This is a genomic window from Streptomyces sp. CBMA156, assembly GCF_014596515.1.
GTDB lineage: Bacteria > Actinomycetota > Actinomycetes > Streptomycetales > Streptomycetaceae > Kitasatospora.
In genome coordinates this window covers 1-18,057 of the sequence record NZ_MSJQ01000148.1, presented here as the reverse complement: position 1 = coordinate 18,057, position 18,057 = coordinate 1, and the positions used below count along the sequence as shown (strand labels likewise).

Sequence of the window (18,057 nt, the reverse complement as noted above, 5' to 3'; positions counted from 1 at the left end):
GCCGACCGCCCCCGGCAGCGCGGCCCCGACCGCCCCGGCCACCCCGCCGAGCGCCGCCGACCTCACCGCCGCGATGACCCAGGGCACCGTGCCGCCCGAGCTCACCGCCGCGTTCGCCGCCCTGGACTGCTCCAAGCCCGAGGTCCGCGCCGCCCAGACCGGCGCCGATGACAAGGCCGTCGTCGCCTGCTCCCAGAAGGACGAGAAGGGCTACTACGAGAAGCTCGCCCTCGGCCCCGTGGCCGTGAAGGGCTCGGACGTCGAGAAGGCCCAGGCCGGCATCGACACCCAGACCGGCGCCGGCTGGCAGGTCCAGCTCCAGTTCAACGGTGCCGGCACCGACGCCTTCTCCAAGGTCACCGGCCAGCTGGCCAGCCAGGCCCCGCCGACCAACCAGTTCGCCATCGTGCTGGACAACCAGGTCGTCTCCCACCCGCAGGTCAACGGACCGATCCCGGGTGGCAGCGCGGTCATCACCGGCCAGTTCAAGCAGGCCGAGGCGCAGGACCTCGCCAACGTGCTGGGCTACGGCGCGCTGCCGCTGGAGTTCAGCAAGAGCGACATCACCACCGTCTCCCCGGCGCTCGGCAGCGACCAGCTCAAGGCCGGCCTGGTCGCCGGCCTGATCGGCATGGTGCTGGTGGTCGCCTACTCGCTGATCTACTACCGCGGCCTCGGCCTGGTCTCGATCGCCGGTCTGCTCGTCTCGGCGGCCCTGACCTACTCGATCATGAGCCTGCTCGGCAACGCGATCGGCTTCGCGCTGAACCTGCCGGCGGTCTGCGGTGCGATCGTCGCTATCGGCATCACCGCCGACTCCTTCATCGTGTACTTCGAGCGCATCCGCGACGAGGTCCGCGAGGGCGCCCCGCTGCGCCCGGCGGTCCAGCGGGCCTGGCCGCGCGCCCGGCGCACCATCCTGGTCTCGGACTTCGTGTCCTTCCTCTGTGCCGCCGTGCTCTACGTGGTCTCGGTCGGCAAGGTCCAGGGCTTCGCGTTCACCCTGGGTCTGACCACGGCGCTCGACGTCGTGGTGATCTTCCTCTTCACCAAGCCGATGATCACGCTGCTGGCCCGCCGGAAGTTCTTCCTGGAAGGCCACCCGTGGTCCGGTCTGGACCCGAAGCGGCTGGGCGCCCGCCCGCCGCTGCGCAGCAGCCGTCGCCGTAGCCCCTCCTCTTCCGCCGTGAAGGAGGCCTGACACCGTGTCACGCTTCTCCAACCTGGGCCACCGGCTCTACCAGGGCGAGGTCAGCTTCGACTTCGTCGGACGCCGCAAGCTCTGGTACTCCATCTCCGGCGTGATCGTCCTGGTCGCGGCGATCGGTCTGGCCATGGGCCTGCACCTGGGCATCGAGTTCAAGGGCGGCTCGGTCTACACCGTGTCCAAGCCCGGCCTGACGGTCTCCCAGGCGCAGGACACCGCTGACGGGGTCGTCGCCTCGCACCCGCTGGTGCAGTCGACCGACAACGGCAAGATCCGCATCCAGGTCAGCACCGAGGAGACGAAGAGCTCGGACCAGATCCGCTCCGAGCTCTCGCAGAAGCTCGGCGTGCCGCTGGACACCGTCGAGGCCCAGGTGATCGGCCCCAGCTGGGGCAAGCAGATCTCCCAGAAGGCGCTCACCGGTCTGATCGTCTTCATGGTCCTGGTGACGGTCTACCTGGCGATCGCCTTCGAGTGGCGGATGGCGGTGTCCGCCCTGGTCGCCCTCATCCACGACCTCCTGATCACCATCGGGGTGTACGCCCTGGTGGGCTTCGAGGTCACCCCGGGTACGGTGATCGGCTTCCTGACCATCCTCGGGTACTCGCTCTACGACACGGTCGTCGTCTTCGACACCGTGAAGGAGAACACCAAGGACCTCACCAAGCAGAACCGGCGCACCTACAGCGAGGCCGCCAACGCGGGCCTCAACCAGACCCTGGTGCGCTCGCTCAACACCACCGTGGTGGCGCTGCTGCCGGTCGCCGCGCTGCTGTTCATCGGCGGCGGCTTCCTGGGCGCCGGCACCCTGAACGACATCTCGCTCGCGCTGTTCATCGGTCTCGCGGCCGGTGCCTACTCCTCGATCTGCGTCGCCACCCCGCTGCTGGCGCAGCTCAAGGAGGAGCAGCCGGAGATGAAGGCGCTGCGCAAGCGGGTCCTCCAGCACCGGGCCGCGGCCGCCAAGGCCGAGGCCGGCACCGGGGCGGACGAGGACCTGACGGGCGAGGAGCAGCCCGCGGGTATGGTCGGACAGCGCGGCTCGGCCGGCACGCGTGCCAAGGGCCGTCCGTCCACCAAGCGCTGAGCCCGACCACGACCGCGAGGCACCACCAGACCGTGAAGGACACCACCGTGACCACCGCCGACACCGCACTGGCCGAGCTGCTGAACAGCAGGATCCGGGACGTCCGGGACTACCCGAAGCCGGGCGTGCTGTTCAAGGACATCGCGCCGCTGCTCGCCGACGCCGAGGCCTTCGGCGCCCTCACCAGGGCGCTGGCGGACCGGGCGAAGGAGCTCGGTGCGACCAAGGTGGTGGGCCTGGAGGCGCGCGGCTTCGTGCTGGCGGCCCCGGCGGCCTTCGCGGCCGGGCTCGGCTTCGTGCCGATCCGCAAGCAGGGCAAGCTGCCCGGCGAGGTGTTCCGGCGCTCGTACGAGCTGGAGTACGGCTCGGCGACGCTGGAGGTGCAGTGCGACGCCTTCGCGCCCGGTGAGCGGGTGCTGGTGGTGGACGACGTATTGGCCACCGGCGGCACCATCGGTGCCTCGCTGGACCTGGTGAAGGAGGCCGGGGCCGAGCTGGCGGGCGTCGTGGTGCTGATGGAGCTGGGCTTCCTGGACGGCCGCGAGCGGCTGGCCGGGCACCTCGGCGGCGCTCCGCTGGAGACGCTGGTCACGGTCTGAGGGACCTGTCTGGAGGACGGCGGTCGGAACATCCGACCGCCGTCCTTCCGTTTCCTGGCCCGGCCGGATGAACACCGGGGCGCCCGGCTCGGTACCATGAAGATTCATCCCCTCCCGGTTGTACCCGACCGTTCGGGTCTCGGCAGGGGCCGGCCCGGTGCCCCAGGAGTTGTCCTTGCCCGACGAGGTTGTGCCCACGGCCCCAGCGGCCGCCCCCGAAGACCGTCCCACGCCCTCGGGGGCCACCCCGGTACGCCCGGCGCCGACCTCCTCGCGTTCGCTCGGCCCCTCCGGCCGCGGCTCCACCGGCGGCATGCGGGCGCGGCTGGCCCGCCTCGGCGGCCAGCGCACCAGCGTGCTCAACCCCGTCCTGGAGCCGCTGTTCCGCTCGATCCGGGCCAACGACCCCAAGGCCGACCCGGCGCTGCTGCGGGACATCGAGCGCGCCTACGCGGTGGCCGAGAAGTGGCACCGCGGGCAGAAGCGCAAGAGCGGCGACCCGTACATCACCCACCCGCTGGCCGTCGCGACGATCCTGGCCGAGCTCGGCATGGACGCCGCGACGCTGATGGCCGGGCTGCTGCACGACACCGTGGAGGACACCGACTACGGCCTGGAGACCCTGCGCAAGGACTTCGGCGACTCGGTGGCCCTGCTGGTGGACGGCGTCACCAAGCTGGACCGGGTCAAGTTCGGCGAGGCCGCGCAGGCCGAGACCGTCCGCAAGATGGTCGTGGCGATGGCCAAGGACCCGCGGGTCCTGGTGATCAAGCTGGCCGACCGGCTGCACAACATGCGCACGATGCGCTACCTCAAGCGGGAGAAGCAGGAGAAGAAGGCCCGCGAGACGCTGGAGATCTACGCCCCGCTGGCGCACCGGCTGGGCATGAACACCATCAAGTGGGAGCTGGAGGACCTCGCCTTCGCGATCCTCTACCCCAAGATGTACGACGAGATCGTCCGGCTGGTCGCCGAGCGCGCCCCCAAGCGGGACGAGTACCTGGCGACCGTCATCGACCAGGTCCAGGCGGACCTGCGGGGCGCCCGGATCACCGCCTCCGTCACCGGCCGGCCGAAGCACTACTACTCGGTCTACCAGAAGATGATCGTCCGGGGCCGGGACTTCGCCGAGATCTACGACCTGGTGGGCATCCGGGTCCTGGTCGACACCGTCCGCGACTGCTACGCGGCGCTGGGCACCATCCACGCGCGGTGGAACCCGGTGCCGGGGCGGTTCAAGGACTACATCGCGATGCCCAAGTTCAACATGTACCAGTCGCTGCACACCACGGTGATCGGCCCCGGGGGCAAGCCGGTCGAGCTCCAGATCCGCACCTTCGACATGCACCGGCGGGCCGAGTACGGCATCGCCGCGCACTGGAAGTACAAGCAGCGCGCGGTCGCCGGGGCCTCCAAGGTCCGCACCGACACCCCGACCCAGGTCCGCAAGGACGACAAGGCCGGCGCCGTCAACGAGATGGCCTGGCTGCGGCAGCTGCTGGACTGGCAGAAGGAGACCGCGGACCCGGGCGAGTTCCTGGAGTCGCTCCGCTTCGACCTGGCCAGCAACGAGGTCTTCGTCTTCACCCCCAAGGGCGACGTGATAGCCCTGCCGGCCGGGGCGACCCCGGTCGACTTCGCCTTCGCGGTGCACACCGAGGTCGGCTACCGGACGATAGGCGCCAGGGTCAACGGGCGGCTGGTGCCGCTGGAGTCGACCCTGGAGAACGGCGACACCGTCGAGGTCTTCACCTCCAAGGCGGAGAACGCGGGACCGTCCAGGGACTGGCTGGGCTTCGTCAAGTCACCGCGCGCCCGCAACAAGATCCGCGCCTGGTTCTCCAAGGAGCGCCGCGAGGAGGCGATCGAGCACGGCAAGGAGGCGATCGTCCGGGCGATGCGCAAGCAGGGCCTGCCGATCCAGCGGATCCTGACCGGTGACTCGCTGGTCACCCTGGCCCACGAGATGCGCTACCCCGACATCTCCTCGCTCTACGCGGCGATCGGCGAGGGCCACGTCGCCGCGCCGAACATCGTGCAGAAGCTGGTCCAGGCGCTCGGCGGCGAGGAGGGCGCGACCGAGGACCTGGCGGAGACCGCCACCCCGACCCACGACAACCGCCGCGCGGTGCGCCGCCGGGCCAAGGGCGACCCCGGCGTGATCGTCAAGGGCGTCGAGGACGTCTGGGTCAAGCTCTCCCGCTGCTGCACCCCGGTGCCGGGCGACCCGATCGTCGGCTTCGTGACCCGCGGCAACGGCGTCTCGGTGCACCGCGCCGACTGCGTCAACGTGGAGGCGCTGAACCAGCAGCCGGAGCGCATGATCGACGTCGAGTGGGCGGCCACCCAGTCCTCGGTCTTCCTGGTGGCCATCCAGGTCGAGGCGCTGGACCGCTCCAGGCTGCTCTCGGACGTCACCCGGGTGCTCTCCGACCAGCACGTCAACATCCTGTCGGCGGCGGTGCAGACCTCCAGGGACCGGGTGGCGATGAGCCGCTTCACCTTCGAGATGGGCGACCCGAAGCACCTCGGCCACGTGCTCAAGGCGGTGCGCGGCGTCGAGGGCGTGTACGACGTCTACCGGGTCACCTCCGCCCGCAAGTAGCCGGGCTCTCCGCCCGCGAGGGGTACGCGCGAAAGGCCCCCGGGATCGCTCCCGGGGGCCTTCGTCGTCCAGCGCGCCGAGGCGATCAGCCGCTGAACTCCTCCTGGCTCCTGTGCGCCTGCTCCAGCAGCGTCCGCACGCCGGACAGCTCGGACTCCAGCTTGGCGATCCTGGAGGTGTTGCCGGCCGCGCGGGCCTTGTCCAGGTCGGCCTGGATCTTGTCGGCCTTCGCCTCGAACAGGCCCACCATGCCGGCCGCGCGGGCCTTGGCCTCCGGGTTCGAGCGCTTCCACTCGGCGTCCTCGGCCTCGCGGATGGCCCGCTCGACCGTGTTCAGCCGGCCGTCCAGCTTCGGACGGACCTCGCGCGGCACGTGCCCGATCGCCTCCCAGCGCTCGTTGACCTCGCGCAGTGCGGCCTTGGCGGCCTTGAGGTCGGTGAACGGCAGGATCGCCTCGGCCTCGGCGGCCAGCGCCTCCTTGAGCTTCTGGTTCTCCACCTGCTCGGCGTCCCGCTCGCTGAACACCGCGGAGCGGGCCTGGAAGAAGACGTCCTGGGCGCCGCGGAACCGCGCCCACAGCTCGTCCTCGATGTCCCGCTGGGCCCGGCCTGCGGCCTTCCAGCGCGCCATCAGGTCGCGGTAGGCGGCCGCGGTGCTGCCCCAGTCCGTGGACGAGGACAGCGCCTCGGCCTCGGTGACCAGCGACTCCTTGGTCTGCCGGGCCTTGTCGCGCTCGGCGTCCAGGGTGGCGAAGTGCGCCTTGCGGTGCTTGGAGAAGACCGAGCGGGCGTGCGAGAAGCGGTGCCACAGCTCGTCGTCGCTCTTGCGGTCCAGCCGCGGCAGGCCCTTCCAGGTGTCCACCAGGGCGCGCAGCCGGTCCCCGGCCTCCCGCCACTGGGTGGACTCGGCGAGCTGCTCGGCCTCGGCGACCAGGGCCTCCTTGGCCGAGCGGGCCTCGTCCTGGGCCTTGGCGCGGGCGGCCTTGCGCTCCTCACGCCGGCTCTCGATCTCGCCGGTGAGCGTGTCCAGCCGCTTGGCCAGGGACTCCAGGTCACCGACCGCGTGCCCCTCGACCACCTGGGCGCGCAGGTGCTCCAGCGCGGCCTGGGCGTCCTTGGCGGCCAGGTCGGTGGTGCGCACCCGCTTCTCCAGCAGGCCGATCTCCACCTCGATGCCCTGGTACTTGCGCTCGAAGTAGGCGAGGGCCTCCTCGGGCGAGCCGGCCTGCCAGGAACCGACGACGCGTTCGCCGTCGGCCGTCCTGACGTAGACCGTGCCCTGCTCGTCCACACGGCCCCACGGGTCGCTGCTCATAGCGCGTCCTCCACATGACGTCGCGCCCGCGCCGGGGCGGCGCGCGTCCGTCGTCCACAGTTGATGTGCGACGGACCGAAAGAGCCCGCCGTCCCCGTCCGCCGTGCCTTGCTGCCGAGGGTGACGGCTAGGCGGGTCCGGGCACCCTATACAACGCCAACATAGGCGACCGGGACCGGTGCTGTCCGCATCCGGGCCGGGCGATTTCGGTCCGGGGCCGTGCGGGGGCGGCCCGCAGGCCGCTCACGGACGACCCCGGGGACGGTCAACCCTTCGCCACCGTAACGGAGTTGAAGGTGACGTCGGCCATCGGGTGGCCGTCCGGGGCGCCCTCCAGGGTGCCCGCGGCGGCGACCTTCTGCACCACGTCCAGACCGCCGGTGATCTTGCCGAACGGGGTGTAGTTCGGCGGCAGCTTGGTGTCCTTGTAGACCAGGAAGAACTGGCTCCCGTTGGTGCCGGCGCCGGAGTTGGCCATCGCCACGGTGCCGGCCGGGTAGGTGGCGCCGGTCAGGTTCTCGTCCGCGAACTTGTAGCCGGGGCCGCCGGTGCCGCCGGGGACGGTCGCGCTGGCGGTCGGGTCGCCGCACTGGAGCACGAAGATGCCGTCGGTGGTGAGCCGGTGGCACTTGGTGTGGTCGAAGTACTGCTCGCCGGCCAGGAAGGCGAAGGAGTTCACGGTGTGCGGGGCCTTGGCCGCGTCCAGCGCCACCGTCACCTTGCCGCAGTTGGTGTCCAGCGTCATGGCGTACGAACCGCTCGGGTCGATCGTCATGGCCGGCTCGGCCTGCCACTGCTTGCCGTTGGGCGCGCCCGGCGCCGGGGCGGCGCAGCCCTCGACCGGCTTGCGGGTCGGGGTGGTCGGCTCGTCCGTGGCGGTCGGCGCCGCCTGGGGGGTGTTCGCGGCCGAGGCCTTCTTGTCGCCCTTGTCGTCCGAGCTGAACGCGCCGGTGGCGATCAGCGTGCCGCCGCCGGCCAGCACCACCACGGCGAGCGAGGCGCCCAGGATCGTGTTGCGGCGCTTGCGCGCGGCCGAGGCCGCGACCCGGCGTTCCATCTGGCGCTCGTACTTGTCGCGGGCGAGCTGCCGCCGCCGCTGTTCGCTGCTGACCACGGGCCGTGTCTCCTACGCATGTGCGGGAAAAGTGGACGGATTCCGGAGCGGATCATCGCATCCCTCGGCGGCCAAGTGTAGGGACCGGGCCTGTAAGAACGCGGTGAACCTGTCAGGCGGCGCCGCCCCGCCACCCCCGTCTGGTTCGCAACCGGACCCGGAGCGCCGGTAGGCTGCACCTGGATCACCATCGACGGCATCACCACTGGCAGACGCCGCAGCCGACCGCCGCACACCCGAAGGACGCGCGTGTTCATCGCCGGATTCCCCGCTGGAGCCTGGGGCACCAACTGCTACCTGGTCGCTCCCGCGGCGGGCGAGGAGTGCATCATCGTCGATCCGGGCCACCAGGCGGCGCACGGCGTCGAGGAACTGCTCCGCGAGCACCGGCTGAAGCCCGTCGCCGTGCTGCTCACCCACGGCCACATCGACCACGTGGCCTCGGTGGTCCCGGTCTGCGGCGCCCGCGGCGTCCCGGCCTGGATCCACCCCGAGGACCGGTACATGATGTCCGACCCGGAGAAGGCGCTCGGCCGTTCCCTGGGCACCCAGCTGATGGGCGAGCTCACCGTCGGCGAGCCCGACGACGTGCGCGAGCTGACCGACGGCAGCGTGCTGGAGCTGGCCGGCCTGAGCCTCACCGTGGACCACGCCCCGGGCCATACCAAGGGGTCGGTGACCTTCCGGACGCCCGGTGCCGAGGACCTCCCCCCGGTGCTGTTCTCGGGCGACCTGCTGTTCGCCGGCTCCATCGGGCGTACCGACCTCCCGGGCGGGGACAGCGGAGCGATCATGGACTCGCTGGCCCGGGTGTGCCTGCCCCTCGACGACTCCACCGTGGTCCTCTCCGGCCACGGCGGTCAGACCACCATCGGCCGCGAGCGCGCCACCAACCCCTACCTCCGACAGGCAGCGGGGGCGGCCGGCGCCCCGGCTTTCCCGCGACGAGGAATGTGACGGAAGAGAAGTTGAGCACCTTCACCGCCCCCAAGGGCACCTACGACCTGCTGCCCCCCAGCTCCGCGACCTTCCTGGCGATCCGCGAGCGCATCGCCGCGCCCGCCCGCCGGGCCGGTTACGGCTACGTCGAGACCCCGGTCTTCGAGGACGTGAAGCTGTTCTCCCGCGGCGTCGGCGAGTCCACCGACATCGTCACCAAGGAGATGTACAACCTCACCACCAAGGGCGGCGACGAGCTCGCGCTGCGCCCCGAGGGCACCGCCTCGGTGCTGCGCGCCGCGCTCCAGGCCAACCTGCACAAGCAGGGCAACCTGCCGGTCAAGCTCTGGTACTCCGGCTCGTACTACCGCTACGAGCGCGCCCAAAAGGGCCGCTACCGCCAGTTCTCGCAGGTCGGCGCGGAGGCGATCGGCGCGGAGGACCCGGCGCTGGACGCCGAGCTGATCATCCTGGCCGACGACGCCTTCCGCTCGCTGGGCCTGAGCGACTACTCGCTGCTGCTCAACAGCCTGGGCGACCGGCAGTGCCGCCCGGTCTACCGTGCCGCGCTGATCGAGTTCCTCTCCGGGCTGGACCTGGACGAGGAGACCCGCCGCCGCGCCGGGATCAACCCGCTGCGCGTCCTCGACGACAAGCGCGAGTCGGTGCAGGCCCAGCTGGTCGGCGCGCCGATGCTGCGCGACTACCTGTGCGAGGACTGCAAGGCGTACGACGAGAAGGTCCGCGAGCTGCTCACCGCGGCGGGCGTGGCCTTCGTGGACGACCCCAAGCTGGTGCGCGGCCTGGACTACTACACCCGCACCACCTTCGAGTTCGTGCACAACGGCCTGGGCGCGCAGTCCGCGATCGGCGGCGGCGGCCGCTACGACGGCCTGTCCGAGATGATCGGCGGCCCGGAACTGCCGTCCGTCGGCTGGGCGCTCGGCGTGGACCGCACCTTCCTCGCGCTGGAGGCCGAGGGCGTCACCCTCGACCTGCCGGCCGCCACCTCGGTCTATGCCGTCGCGCTCGGCGAGGAGGCCAAGAACGTCCTGTTCGCCAAGGTGGTCGAGCTGCGCCGGGCCGGCGTGGCCACCGACCTCGCCTTCGGCGTCAAGAGCATCAAGAACGCCATGAAGTCCGCCGACCGGTCCGGCGCCCGCTTCGCCCTGATCGCCGGGGACCGGGACCTCGCCGAAGGCGTCGTCCAGCTCAAGGACCTCACCACCGGCGAGCAGTCCCCCGTCGCCCTCGACGTACTCGTCACCACCCTGAAGGAGAAGCAGCTGTGATCCGCACGCACGACGCGGGCACGCTCCGCCCGGAGCACGCAGGCACCACCGTCACCCTGGCCGGCTGGGTCGCCCGCCGCCGCGACCACGGCGGCGTCGCCTTCATCGACCTGCGCGACGCCTCCGGCACCGTGCAGATCGTGGTCCGCGACCTCGACTCGGTCCACGGCCTGCGCGCCGAGTACTGCGTCAAGGTCGTCGGCGACGTCCGGGTCCGCCCCGAGGGCAACGAGAACCCGGACATCCCGACCGGTGCCGTCGAGGTCGTCGTCAGCGCGATCGAGGTGCTCTCCGAGGCCGCCCCGCTGCCCTTCCCGGTCGCCGAGTACGAGCCGGGCACGGTCAACGAGGAGGTCCGGCTGCGCTACCGCTACCTGGACCTGCGCCGCGAGGGCCCGGCCAAGGGCCTGCGCCTGCGCTCCAAGGTCAACAACATCATCCGCCGGGTGATGGAGGAGAACGACTACCTCGACATCGAGACGCCGTACCTCACCCGCTCCACCCCCGAGGGCGCCCGCGACTTCCTCGTCCCGGTCCGCCTCCAGCCCGGCCACTGGTACGCCCTGCCGCAGTCGCCCCAGCTGTTCAAGCAGCTGCTGATGGTGGCCGGCATGGAGCGCTACTACCAGATCGCCCGCTGCTTCCGCGACGAGGACTTCCGCGCCGACCGGCAGCCGGAGTTCACCCAGCTGGACATCGAGGCCTCGTTCGTCGACCAGGAGGACGTCCTGGCCCTCGGCGAGAAGATCGTCGGCTCCGTCTGGCGCGAGGTGCACGGCTACGAGATCCCGAACCCGCTGCCGCGGATGACCTACGCGGACGCCATGGGCCGCTACGGCTCGGACAAGCCGGACGTCCGCTTCGGCCAGGAACTCACCGACCTGACCGAGTACTTCAAGGGCACCGAGTTCCGCGTCTTCCAGGCCCCGTACGTCGGCGCCGTGGTCATGCCCGGCGGCGCCTCGCAGCCGCGCAAGCAGCTGGACGCCTGGCAGGACTGGGCCAAGGCGCGCGGCGCCAAGGGCCTGGCGTACGTCCTCATCGACGCCGAGACCGGCGAGCTGCGCGGCCCGGTCGCCAAGAACCTCTCCGCGGAGCACCTGGCCGGCCTCGCCGCCGCCGCGGGTGCCAAGAACGGCGACGCGGTCTTCTTCGCGGCCGGCAAGGAGCGCCCCTCGCAGGAGCTGCTCGGCGCCGCCCGACTGGAGATCGGCCGCCGCTGCGAGCTGATCGACGAGTCGAAGTGGGCCTTCCTCTGGGTGGTCGACTTCCCGATGTTCGAGCCGATCGAGGACGACAAGGGCCAGTTCCAGGGCTGGCACGCGGTGCACCACCCGTTCACCGCCCCGACCGCGGAGTCGCTGGCCACCTTCGACACCGACCCGGGCTCGGCCCTCTCCAACGCCTACGACCTGGTCCTGAACGGCTCGGAGCTGGGCGGCGGTTCGATCCGTATCCACCAGCGCGACGTGCAGAAGCGGGCGTTCGACGCGATCGGCCTCTCCGAGGAGGAGGCGGCCTCGCAGTTCGGCTTCCTGCTGGACGCCTTCAACTACGGCCCGCCGCCGCACGGCGGTGTCGCCTTCGGCCTGGACCGCATCGTCACGCTGCTGGGCGGGTACGACACCATCCGCGACGTCATCGCCTTCCCGAAGACGTCCACCGGTGGCGACCCGCTGACCGGTGCCCCGACCCCGATCACCCCGGCGCAGCGCCGCGAGGCCGGCGTGGACGCCAAGCCCAAGGTTCGCGAGGACGTCAAGCCCGAGGCGCAGCCCAAGGCCTGACGCCGCGTCATCCGCTAACCTGCAACGGCCCCGGACGGCTCACCTGCCGTCCGGGGCCGGTCCACAACGGTGTGTGACACAGGGAGGGTTGACTCATGCAGGTCACAACGAGAGTCGAATGTCCGGAGGACGCCCCGGCGACCAGACGCGTCCACATGGCCGCGTTCCCCGGTCCTGACGAGGCGGACCTGGTGGACGCGCTGCGCCGCGACCCCGCCTGGCTGCCCGGGCTGTCCGTGGTCGCCACGGACGGCACCGGTCTGGTGATCGGGCACGCGCTGCTGACCCGGCTGCGGGTCGGCGACGGCAAGGCGCTGGCGCTCGCGCCGGTCGCGGTGGCGCCCGAGTGGCAGCGCCGCGGCGTCGGCGAGCTGGTCGTCCGGGCCGTGCTGGAGGCGGCCGAGGACGCGGGCGAGAAGCTCGTGGTCGTCCTCGGCGATCCGGAGTACTACGAGCGGTTCGGCTTCGCGCCGGCCGGGCGGCACGAGGTCACCGGCCCGTTCGAGGTGCCGGAGGCCTACTTCCAGGCGCTGCCGCTGACGGCGTACGACGGCGGCCCGCGCGGGCTCTGCCGCTACCCCGAGCCCTTCGTCTCGGTCTGAGGCGTGTCCTAGGAAAACCCCGGGCGCCTCTTCCTCGGGGGCCTCTCCCCAGGGCCGGTCCACAAGACCGGCCCCGGTCGCCACGGCCACGCCGACCTGCGGATTCGGCCGTCGGCGCCTACGGTGAGTGCTCATCAGCATTCAGCCGGACGGAGGACCCGAGGGTGACGAGGCAGCAGCGGACCGAGAAGCCGGAGAAGCTGGCGAGGAAGCCGTACGAGCAGGAGCTGCTGCGGCTCCAGCAGGAGCTGGTGAAGCTCCAGGAGTGGGTGCGGGTCGAGGGTGCCAGGCTGGTGGTGGTCTTCGAGGGCCGCGACGCCGCCGGCAAGGGCGGGGCGATCAAGCGGGTCACGGAGTACCTGAACCCCCGCATCGCCAGGGTCGCGGCGCTGCCCACCCCGACCGAGCGGCAGAAGACCCAGTGGTACTTCCAGCGCTACGTCGAGCACCTGCCGGCCGCGGGGGAGATCGTGCTGTTCGACCGCAGCTGGTACAACCGCGCCGGCGTCGAGCGCGTGATGGGCTTCTGCAGCGACGAGGAGTACTGGCAGTTCCTGCACCAGTGCCCGACCTTCGAGCGGATGCTGAGCGAGTCCGGCATCCTGCTGCGCAAGTACTGGTTCTCGGTGAGCGACACCGAGCAGGAGCGGCGCTTCCGGGGGCGGCTGGAGGACCCGATGAAGCGCTGGAAGCTCTCCCCGATGGACGTCGAGTCGATCACCCGCTGGGAGGACTACTCGCGGGCCAAGGACGAGATGTTCATCCACACCGACACCCCGGACTCGCCCTGGCACGTGGTGGAGAGCGACGACAAGCGCCGGGCCAGGATCAACATGATCGCCCACCTGCTGTCCACCGTGTCGTACCACGAGATCAAGGCCCCGCAGATCGAGCTGCCGCCCCGCCCCGAGTCGCACGGCTACCAGCGGCCCCCGCGCGACCTCCAGCGGTACGTCCCCGACCACGCCGCCGGCCTGGCGTAGCGAACCGGGCTGTCGTGGGCCTCGCATAGGCTTCCGGTGTGGACGAACCGGACCTCTTCACCGCCGCAGCCGAGGAACTCCAGACCAGGGAGCCGGGCCGGGCACCCCTGGCCGTACGGATGCGCCCGCGCACCCTGGACGAGGTGGCCGGGCAGCGGCAGCTGCTGAAGCAGGGCTCGCCGCTGCGCCGGCTGGTCGCGGGCTCGCGCGGCCCGGCGGCGACCAGCTCGGTGATCCTCTGGGGCCCGCCCGGCACCGGCAAGACCACCCTGGCGCACGTGATCAGCCAGGCGGTCGAGGGCCGTTTCGTGGAGCTGTCCGCGATCACCGCCGGGGTCAAGGAGGTGCGGGCGGTGATCGACGGCGCCCGGCGGGCGGTCGGGATGTCGGGCCGGGAGACGGTGCTCTTCCTGGACGAGATCCACCGCTTCTCCAAGGCCCAGCAGGACTCGCTGCTGCCGGCCGTGGAGAACCGCTGGGTCACCCTGATCGCGGCGACCACCGAGAACCCGTACTTCTCGGTGATCTCCCCGCTGCTGTCCCGCTCGCTGCTGCTCACCCTGGAGTCGCTCACCGACGAGGACATCCGCGCGCTGCTGCGCCGTGCGGTGGCCGACGAGCGCGGTCTGGAGGGCGCGCTGGAGCTGACCGCGGAGGCCGAGGACCACCTGGTGCGGCTGGCCGGCGGGGACGCCCGGCGGGCGCTCACCACGCTGGAGGCGGCGGCCGGGGCGGCGCTGGAGAAGGGCGAGTCCGGCATCACGCTGGCCACCACCGAGACGGCCGTCAACCAGGCGGCGGTGCGCTACGACAAGGACGGCGACCAGCACTACGACGTGGCCAGCGCGCTGATCAAGTCGATCCGCGGCAGCGACGTGGACGCCACCCTGCACTACCTGGCGCGGATGATCGAGGCGGGGGAGGACCCGCGCTTCATCGCCCGCCGGCTGATGATCTCGGCCAGCGAGGACGTCGGCCTGGCGGACCCGACGGCCCTCCAGACGGCGGTGGCGGCGGCCCAGGCGGTGGCCCTGATCGGCTTCCCCGAGGCCCGGATCATCCTCTCCCAGGCGGCCATCGCGCTGGCCCTGGCGCCCAAGTCCAACGCCGCCTACCTGGCGATCGACGCGGCGCTGGCGGACGTCCGGCAGGGCCTGGCCGGCGCGGTCCCCGCGCACCTGCGGGACGCCCACTACGGCGGCGCCGGCAAGCTCGGCCACGGCAAGGGCTACCGGTACCCGCACGACCTGCCGGAGGGCATCGCCGCCCAGCAGTACGCGCCGGACACGGTGCACGGCAGGGAGTACTACCAGCCGACCAGGCGCGGCGGCGAGGCCAGGTACGCGGACGTGGTGGAGTGGACGCGCGGCCGGCTGCGGGGCGAGCGCAGGGTGGAGAAGAAGGCCGAGCGGAAGCCGGAGAAGCCGGACGGGACGGCCGAGGCGAAGCCCGGGGAAAAGGGCGAGTGATCCACCGGTATACTCGGTCGGAGTGCCATGTCCCGGGACGGCGGCGGGGGAGACCCCACCGACCGGCCGCACCAGCGGGGCACCGGCCGTAGGCCTCCCCAGGGAGGCCCGCACCAGGAGCGTCGCGCACCGTTTTCGGTGTCGCGGGCTGCCCAGGATCCTGGGCCGGCCCGTGTGACCAGCACTTCCGTGCCCGGCTCCGGAGAGCGGCTGATCCCATCGCGCAGGCGGCGGGGTTTTCTCCGGGTCGCGACATGCGACCTCCGTCAACACCTGGTGAAGCCGTATCCGTAAGCAAGGAAGGTTTGGTTCATGGCGAACCAGAAGCGTCCCAAGGTCAAGATCGCGCGTGCCCTCGGTGTGCCGCTGACCCCGAAGTCCGTCAAGTACTTCGAGGCCCGCCCGTACCCGCCCGGCCAGCACGGCCGTGGCCGCAAGCAGAACTCGGACTACAAGGTCCGTCTGCTCGAGAAGCAGCGTCTGCGCGCCCAGTACGACCTGAGCGAGAAGCAGATGGCGCGCGCGTTCGACCGCGCGAAGAAGGCCGAGGGCAAGACCGGTGAGGCGCTCGTCGCCGAGCTGGAGACCCGTCTGGACTCGCTGGTGCTGCGTTCGGGCATCGCCCGCACCATCTACCAGGCCCGTCAGATGGTCGTCCACGGCCACATCGAGGTCAACGGCGGCAAGGTCAACAAGCCGTCGTACCAGATGAAGCCGGGCTTCGTGGTCACCGTCCGCGAGCGCAGCAAGGAGAAGGTCCCCTTCCAGGTCGCCCGTGAGGGTGGCTACGCGGGTGAGGGCCAGACCCCGAAGTACCTCGAGGTCAACCTGAAGGCTCTGGCCTTCCGCCTGGACCGTGCGCCGCAGCGCAAGGAGGTCCCGGTGATCTGTGACGAGCAGCTGGTCGTCGAGTACTACTCGCGCTGACCCGGCTTCGCTCTTCGCGAGACCACCAGTGAGCCCCCGTCGCCCTTCGAGGCGGCGGGGGCTCGCCCCTTTTCCGTTCGTTCCGGTGCGCCGCTAGAGGCTCTCGCCGGTCATCGCGGCGGCCAGCCGCAGGTGCGGGCGGGCCTCCTCGACGCGGCCCTGGCGCTCCAGGACGCGGCCGAGCATCAGCCGGGCGTAGTCCTCGGCCGGGTCGGCCTCCAGGACGCGGCGCAGCTCGGACTCGGCGCGGCGCAGCTGGGCGGAGTGGTAGTAGCTGCGGGCCAGCAGCAGCCGGACGGAGAGGTTGGCCGGCTCTTCGGTCAGTACGCCTTCGAGCATGCGGGCCGCGTCGGCGTACGCCTTGGAATCGAAGTAGAACTTCGCCATGCGGTACTCGTCAGCGGCGTTGTGGACGGCCATGGTGCTCCTTCCGGGGTGGATGCTTGCCTGCTCAAGCAATCGGCAAGTTTCAACTATTCCGGGCCGTCGCCGACGTCGGAGCCGGCGGCACCGAGCGGGGCCCCGCCGTCAGTTCCCGGCCGTCCACCGGGCCCCCGCCGTCGAGCGCCCGGGTGACCGCCGCGTCCAGGTCCAGCAGGGCTCCGGCCTCGTAACACGTCTCGAACTCCTCGGTGGTCAGCCCGGCCCTGGCCCGCTCGGCGCACTCCTGGTGCGGGCCGAAGAAGTTCCGCGAGCCCAGGAACGGGTTGCCGACCGCGCGCCAGATCCGGTGCGCGGCCCCTTGCAGCAGCCGGGCCTCGCGCAGGTCGCCGGGATCGCCGGGGCCGCTCGGCTCGGTCTCCAGCAGTGCCAGCAGGTCGATGCCCAGCACGATGCCCAGCAGGTCGTGGAAGAGGTGGTTCAGCCGGACGCACTCCCTGGCCAGCATCCGGGCGGGCTGCACGGCGCCGTCCAGCCAGTGCGAGTACGCCGTGGCGTAGAGCGCGTACGCGTAGGCCCACTGCTCGCCGTGCTCCTCGCACAGCTCCCTGGCCTGGCCGAACCAGAGTTCGGCGCTGTCCAGGTCGCCCTGGAACAGGTAGGCCAGGCCCAGCTCCAGCATGGCCATCACCACGTTGCTGTTGAGCTCGCCGATGGTCCGGTAGTGCCAGAGCGCCTCCTCGAACAGCTCGGCGGCCCGGTCGGGGTCGTCGCCGACCAGGGCGACGCAGCCCTGGCGGTGGACGGCGTGGGCCAGCGCCCGGTCGTCGCCGGTGTCCAGGGCCTGGCGGCGGCACTCCTCCAGCGCCGGGCGGGCGCTGCCGAGGTCGCCCTGGAGGGTGGCCAGGTACCCGGTCACCCAGAGCGCCCTGGCCCTGGCCTCGGTGGGCTCGCGGTCCAGGGCGAGCGCGCGGTCCAGCCAGTGCCGGCCCTCGCCGAGGTGGCCGCAGCCGACCCAGTAGAACCAGAGCGTGCCGGCCAGCAGCAGGGCGATCTGCTCCTCGCCGGGCTCGGCGAGGCAGAACTCCAGCGCCGCGCGGAGGTTGGTGTGGGCGAGTCCGGTGCGCTCGGCGGTCTCGGCCTGGCGGGGGCCGAACCACTCGACCTCGCCCCAGGTGGCCAGGCCCAGGTACCAGTCCCGGTGGCGGCGCAGCAGCCGCTGCTCCTCGCCCGCGGCGCGCAGCCACTGGCCGCCGTACTCGCGCAGGGTGTCCAGCAGCCGGAAGCGCACGCCGAAGGGGCCGTCCTCGCGGAGCACCACGGACCCGGCGACCAGCTCGTCGAGCAGGTCGAGGACCTCCTCGGGCTCGATGCCCTCGCCGGCGCAGACGTACTCGGCGGCCTCCAGGTCGAAACCGCCGACGAAGGCCGACAGGCGGGCCCAGAGTAAACGTTCCTGCACGGTGCACAGCTCATGGCTCCAGCCGATCGTCGTGCGCAGTGCCCGGTGCCTCGGCAGGGCCGTCCTGGAGCCGCCGGTGAGCAGCCGGAAGCGGTCGTCCAGCCGGGCCGTGATCTGCTCCACCGACAGCGCGCGCAGCCGGCCCGCGGCCAGCTCCACGGCCAGCGGGAGGCCGTCCAGCCGGCGGCAGAGCTGGGTGACCGCCGCCGCGTTGGCCTCCGTGACCTCGAAGGCCGGCAGCACCGCCCTGGCCCGCTCGGCGAACAGCCGCACCGCGTCCGGCAGCGC

At 71.6% G+C, this 18,057-nt stretch carries 15 protein-coding genes; 11 read left to right on the top strand and 4 right to left on the bottom strand.

All coding sequences use genetic code 11. From position 1 onward, the window contains the following. The 4 genes from secD to BU198_RS12415 form a co-directional block, all read left to right on the top strand. Positions 1-1,201: protein translocase subunit SecD (gene secD / locus BU198_RS12430; RefSeq protein WP_188296898.1), on the top strand; the 1,201-nt coding region annotated here is incomplete at its 5' end. 4 nt (positions 1,202-1,205) lie between these two features. Then, the gene (gene secF / locus BU198_RS12425) at positions 1,206-2,294 is read left to right on the top strand and encodes a protein translocase subunit SecF (protein ID WP_188296897.1); all 1,089 of its coding nucleotides are present in this window, start codon (positions 1,206-1,208) and stop codon (positions 2,292-2,294) included. 32 nt (positions 2,295-2,326) lie between these two features. Then, the gene (locus BU198_RS12420; RefSeq protein WP_317620090.1) at positions 2,327-2,893 is read left to right on the top strand and encodes an adenine phosphoribosyltransferase; all 567 of its coding nucleotides are present in this window, start codon (positions 2,327-2,329) and stop codon (positions 2,891-2,893) included. A 175-nt stretch (positions 2,894-3,068) separates the two neighbouring features. Continuing rightward, positions 3,069-5,498 carry a RelA/SpoT family protein gene (locus BU198_RS12415; protein ID WP_411293183.1) on the top strand — a complete coding sequence of 810 codons (2,430 nt, stop codon included), beginning with the start codon at positions 3,069-3,071 and terminating at the stop codon, positions 5,496-5,498. Positions 5,499-5,583: 85 nt separating this feature from the next. Here the strand turns inward: BU198_RS12415 and BU198_RS12410 are convergent, their stop codons facing one another. Together BU198_RS12410 and BU198_RS12405 are read right to left on the bottom strand one after the other, a co-directional pair. Beyond that, on the bottom strand, positions 5,584-6,813 hold the full coding sequence (locus tag BU198_RS12410; protein ID WP_188296896.1) for a DUF349 domain-containing protein: 1,230 nt from the start codon (positions 6,811-6,813) through the stop codon (positions 5,584-5,586). Between the two features lie 265 nt (positions 6,814-7,078). Continuing rightward, positions 7,079-7,927, bottom strand: coding sequence for a peptidylprolyl isomerase (locus BU198_RS12405; RefSeq protein ID WP_188296895.1), 849 nt, complete (start codon positions 7,925-7,927; stop codon positions 7,079-7,081). 249 nt (positions 7,928-8,176) lie between these two features. On the opposite strand from BU198_RS12405, the gene BU198_RS12400 reads away from it, so the two are divergent. The 7 genes from BU198_RS12400 (at position 8,177) to rpsD (ending at position 15,926) form a co-directional block, all read left to right on the top strand. Then, a complete protein-coding gene (locus BU198_RS12400; RefSeq protein WP_188296894.1) occupies positions 8,177-8,884 on the top strand; it encodes an MBL fold metallo-hydrolase in 708 nt (235 codons plus the stop codon). Between the two features lie 11 nt (positions 8,885-8,895). Continuing rightward, on the top strand, positions 8,896-10,158 hold the full coding sequence (hisS, locus tag BU198_RS12395; protein WP_188296893.1) for a histidine--tRNA ligase: 1,263 nt from the start codon (positions 8,896-8,898) through the stop codon (positions 10,156-10,158). Further along, entirely contained in the window at positions 10,155-11,945 is a 1,791-nt protein-coding gene (gene aspS, locus BU198_RS12390) for an aspartate--tRNA ligase (RefSeq protein ID WP_188296892.1), read from the top strand. Before hisS ends, aspS begins: the two co-directional genes overlap by 4 nt. A gap of 95 nt (positions 11,946-12,040) precedes the next feature. After that, positions 12,041-12,547 (top strand): GNAT family N-acetyltransferase, encoded by a 507-nt coding sequence (locus BU198_RS12385; protein ID WP_188296891.1) that lies wholly within the window; start codon positions 12,041-12,043, stop codon positions 12,545-12,547. 164 nt (positions 12,548-12,711) lie between these two features. Continuing rightward, positions 12,712-13,530, top strand: coding sequence for a polyphosphate kinase 2 (ppk2, locus tag BU198_RS12380; RefSeq protein ID WP_188296890.1), 819 nt, complete (start codon positions 12,712-12,714; stop codon positions 13,528-13,530). Positions 13,531-13,568: 38 nt separating this feature from the next. Further along, positions 13,569-14,999: a replication-associated recombination protein A gene (locus tag BU198_RS12375; protein WP_317620089.1), complete on the top strand. Its 1,431-nt coding sequence runs from the start codon at positions 13,569-13,571 to the stop codon at positions 14,997-14,999. Between the two features lie 312 nt (positions 15,000-15,311). Continuing rightward, positions 15,312-15,926, top strand: a complete 615-nt coding sequence (gene rpsD, locus BU198_RS12370; protein WP_063346792.1) for a 30S ribosomal protein S4 — start codon at positions 15,312-15,314, stop codon at positions 15,924-15,926. Between the two features lie 93 nt (positions 15,927-16,019). Here the strand turns inward: rpsD and BU198_RS12365 are convergent, their stop codons facing one another. Further along, the gene (locus BU198_RS12365; RefSeq protein ID WP_188296889.1) at positions 16,020-16,346 is read right to left on the bottom strand and encodes a tetratricopeptide repeat protein; all 327 of its coding nucleotides are present in this window, start codon (positions 16,344-16,346) and stop codon (positions 16,020-16,022) included. 49 nt (positions 16,347-16,395) lie between these two features. Beyond that, positions 16,396-18,057: ATP-binding protein (locus BU198_RS12360; RefSeq protein WP_188296888.1), on the bottom strand; the 1,662-nt coding region annotated here is incomplete at its 5' end.

Bases quoted from the DNA above. Each gene is read 5' to 3' on its own strand.
- BU198_RS12410 (WP_188296896.1), bottom strand. From the start codon at position 6,813: ATGAGCAGCGACCCGTGGGGCCGTGTGGACGAGCAGGGCACGGTCTAC.
- BU198_RS12385 (WP_188296891.1), top strand. From the start codon at position 12,041: ATGCAGGTCACAACGAGAGTCGAATGTCCGGAGGACGCCCCGGCGACC.
- rpsD (WP_063346792.1), top strand. From the start codon at position 15,312: ATGGCGAACCAGAAGCGTCCCAAGGTCAAGATCGCGCGTGCCCTCGGT.
- BU198_RS12365 (WP_188296889.1), bottom strand. From the start codon at position 16,346: ATGGCCGTCCACAACGCCGCTGACGAGTACCGCATGGCGAAGTTCTAC.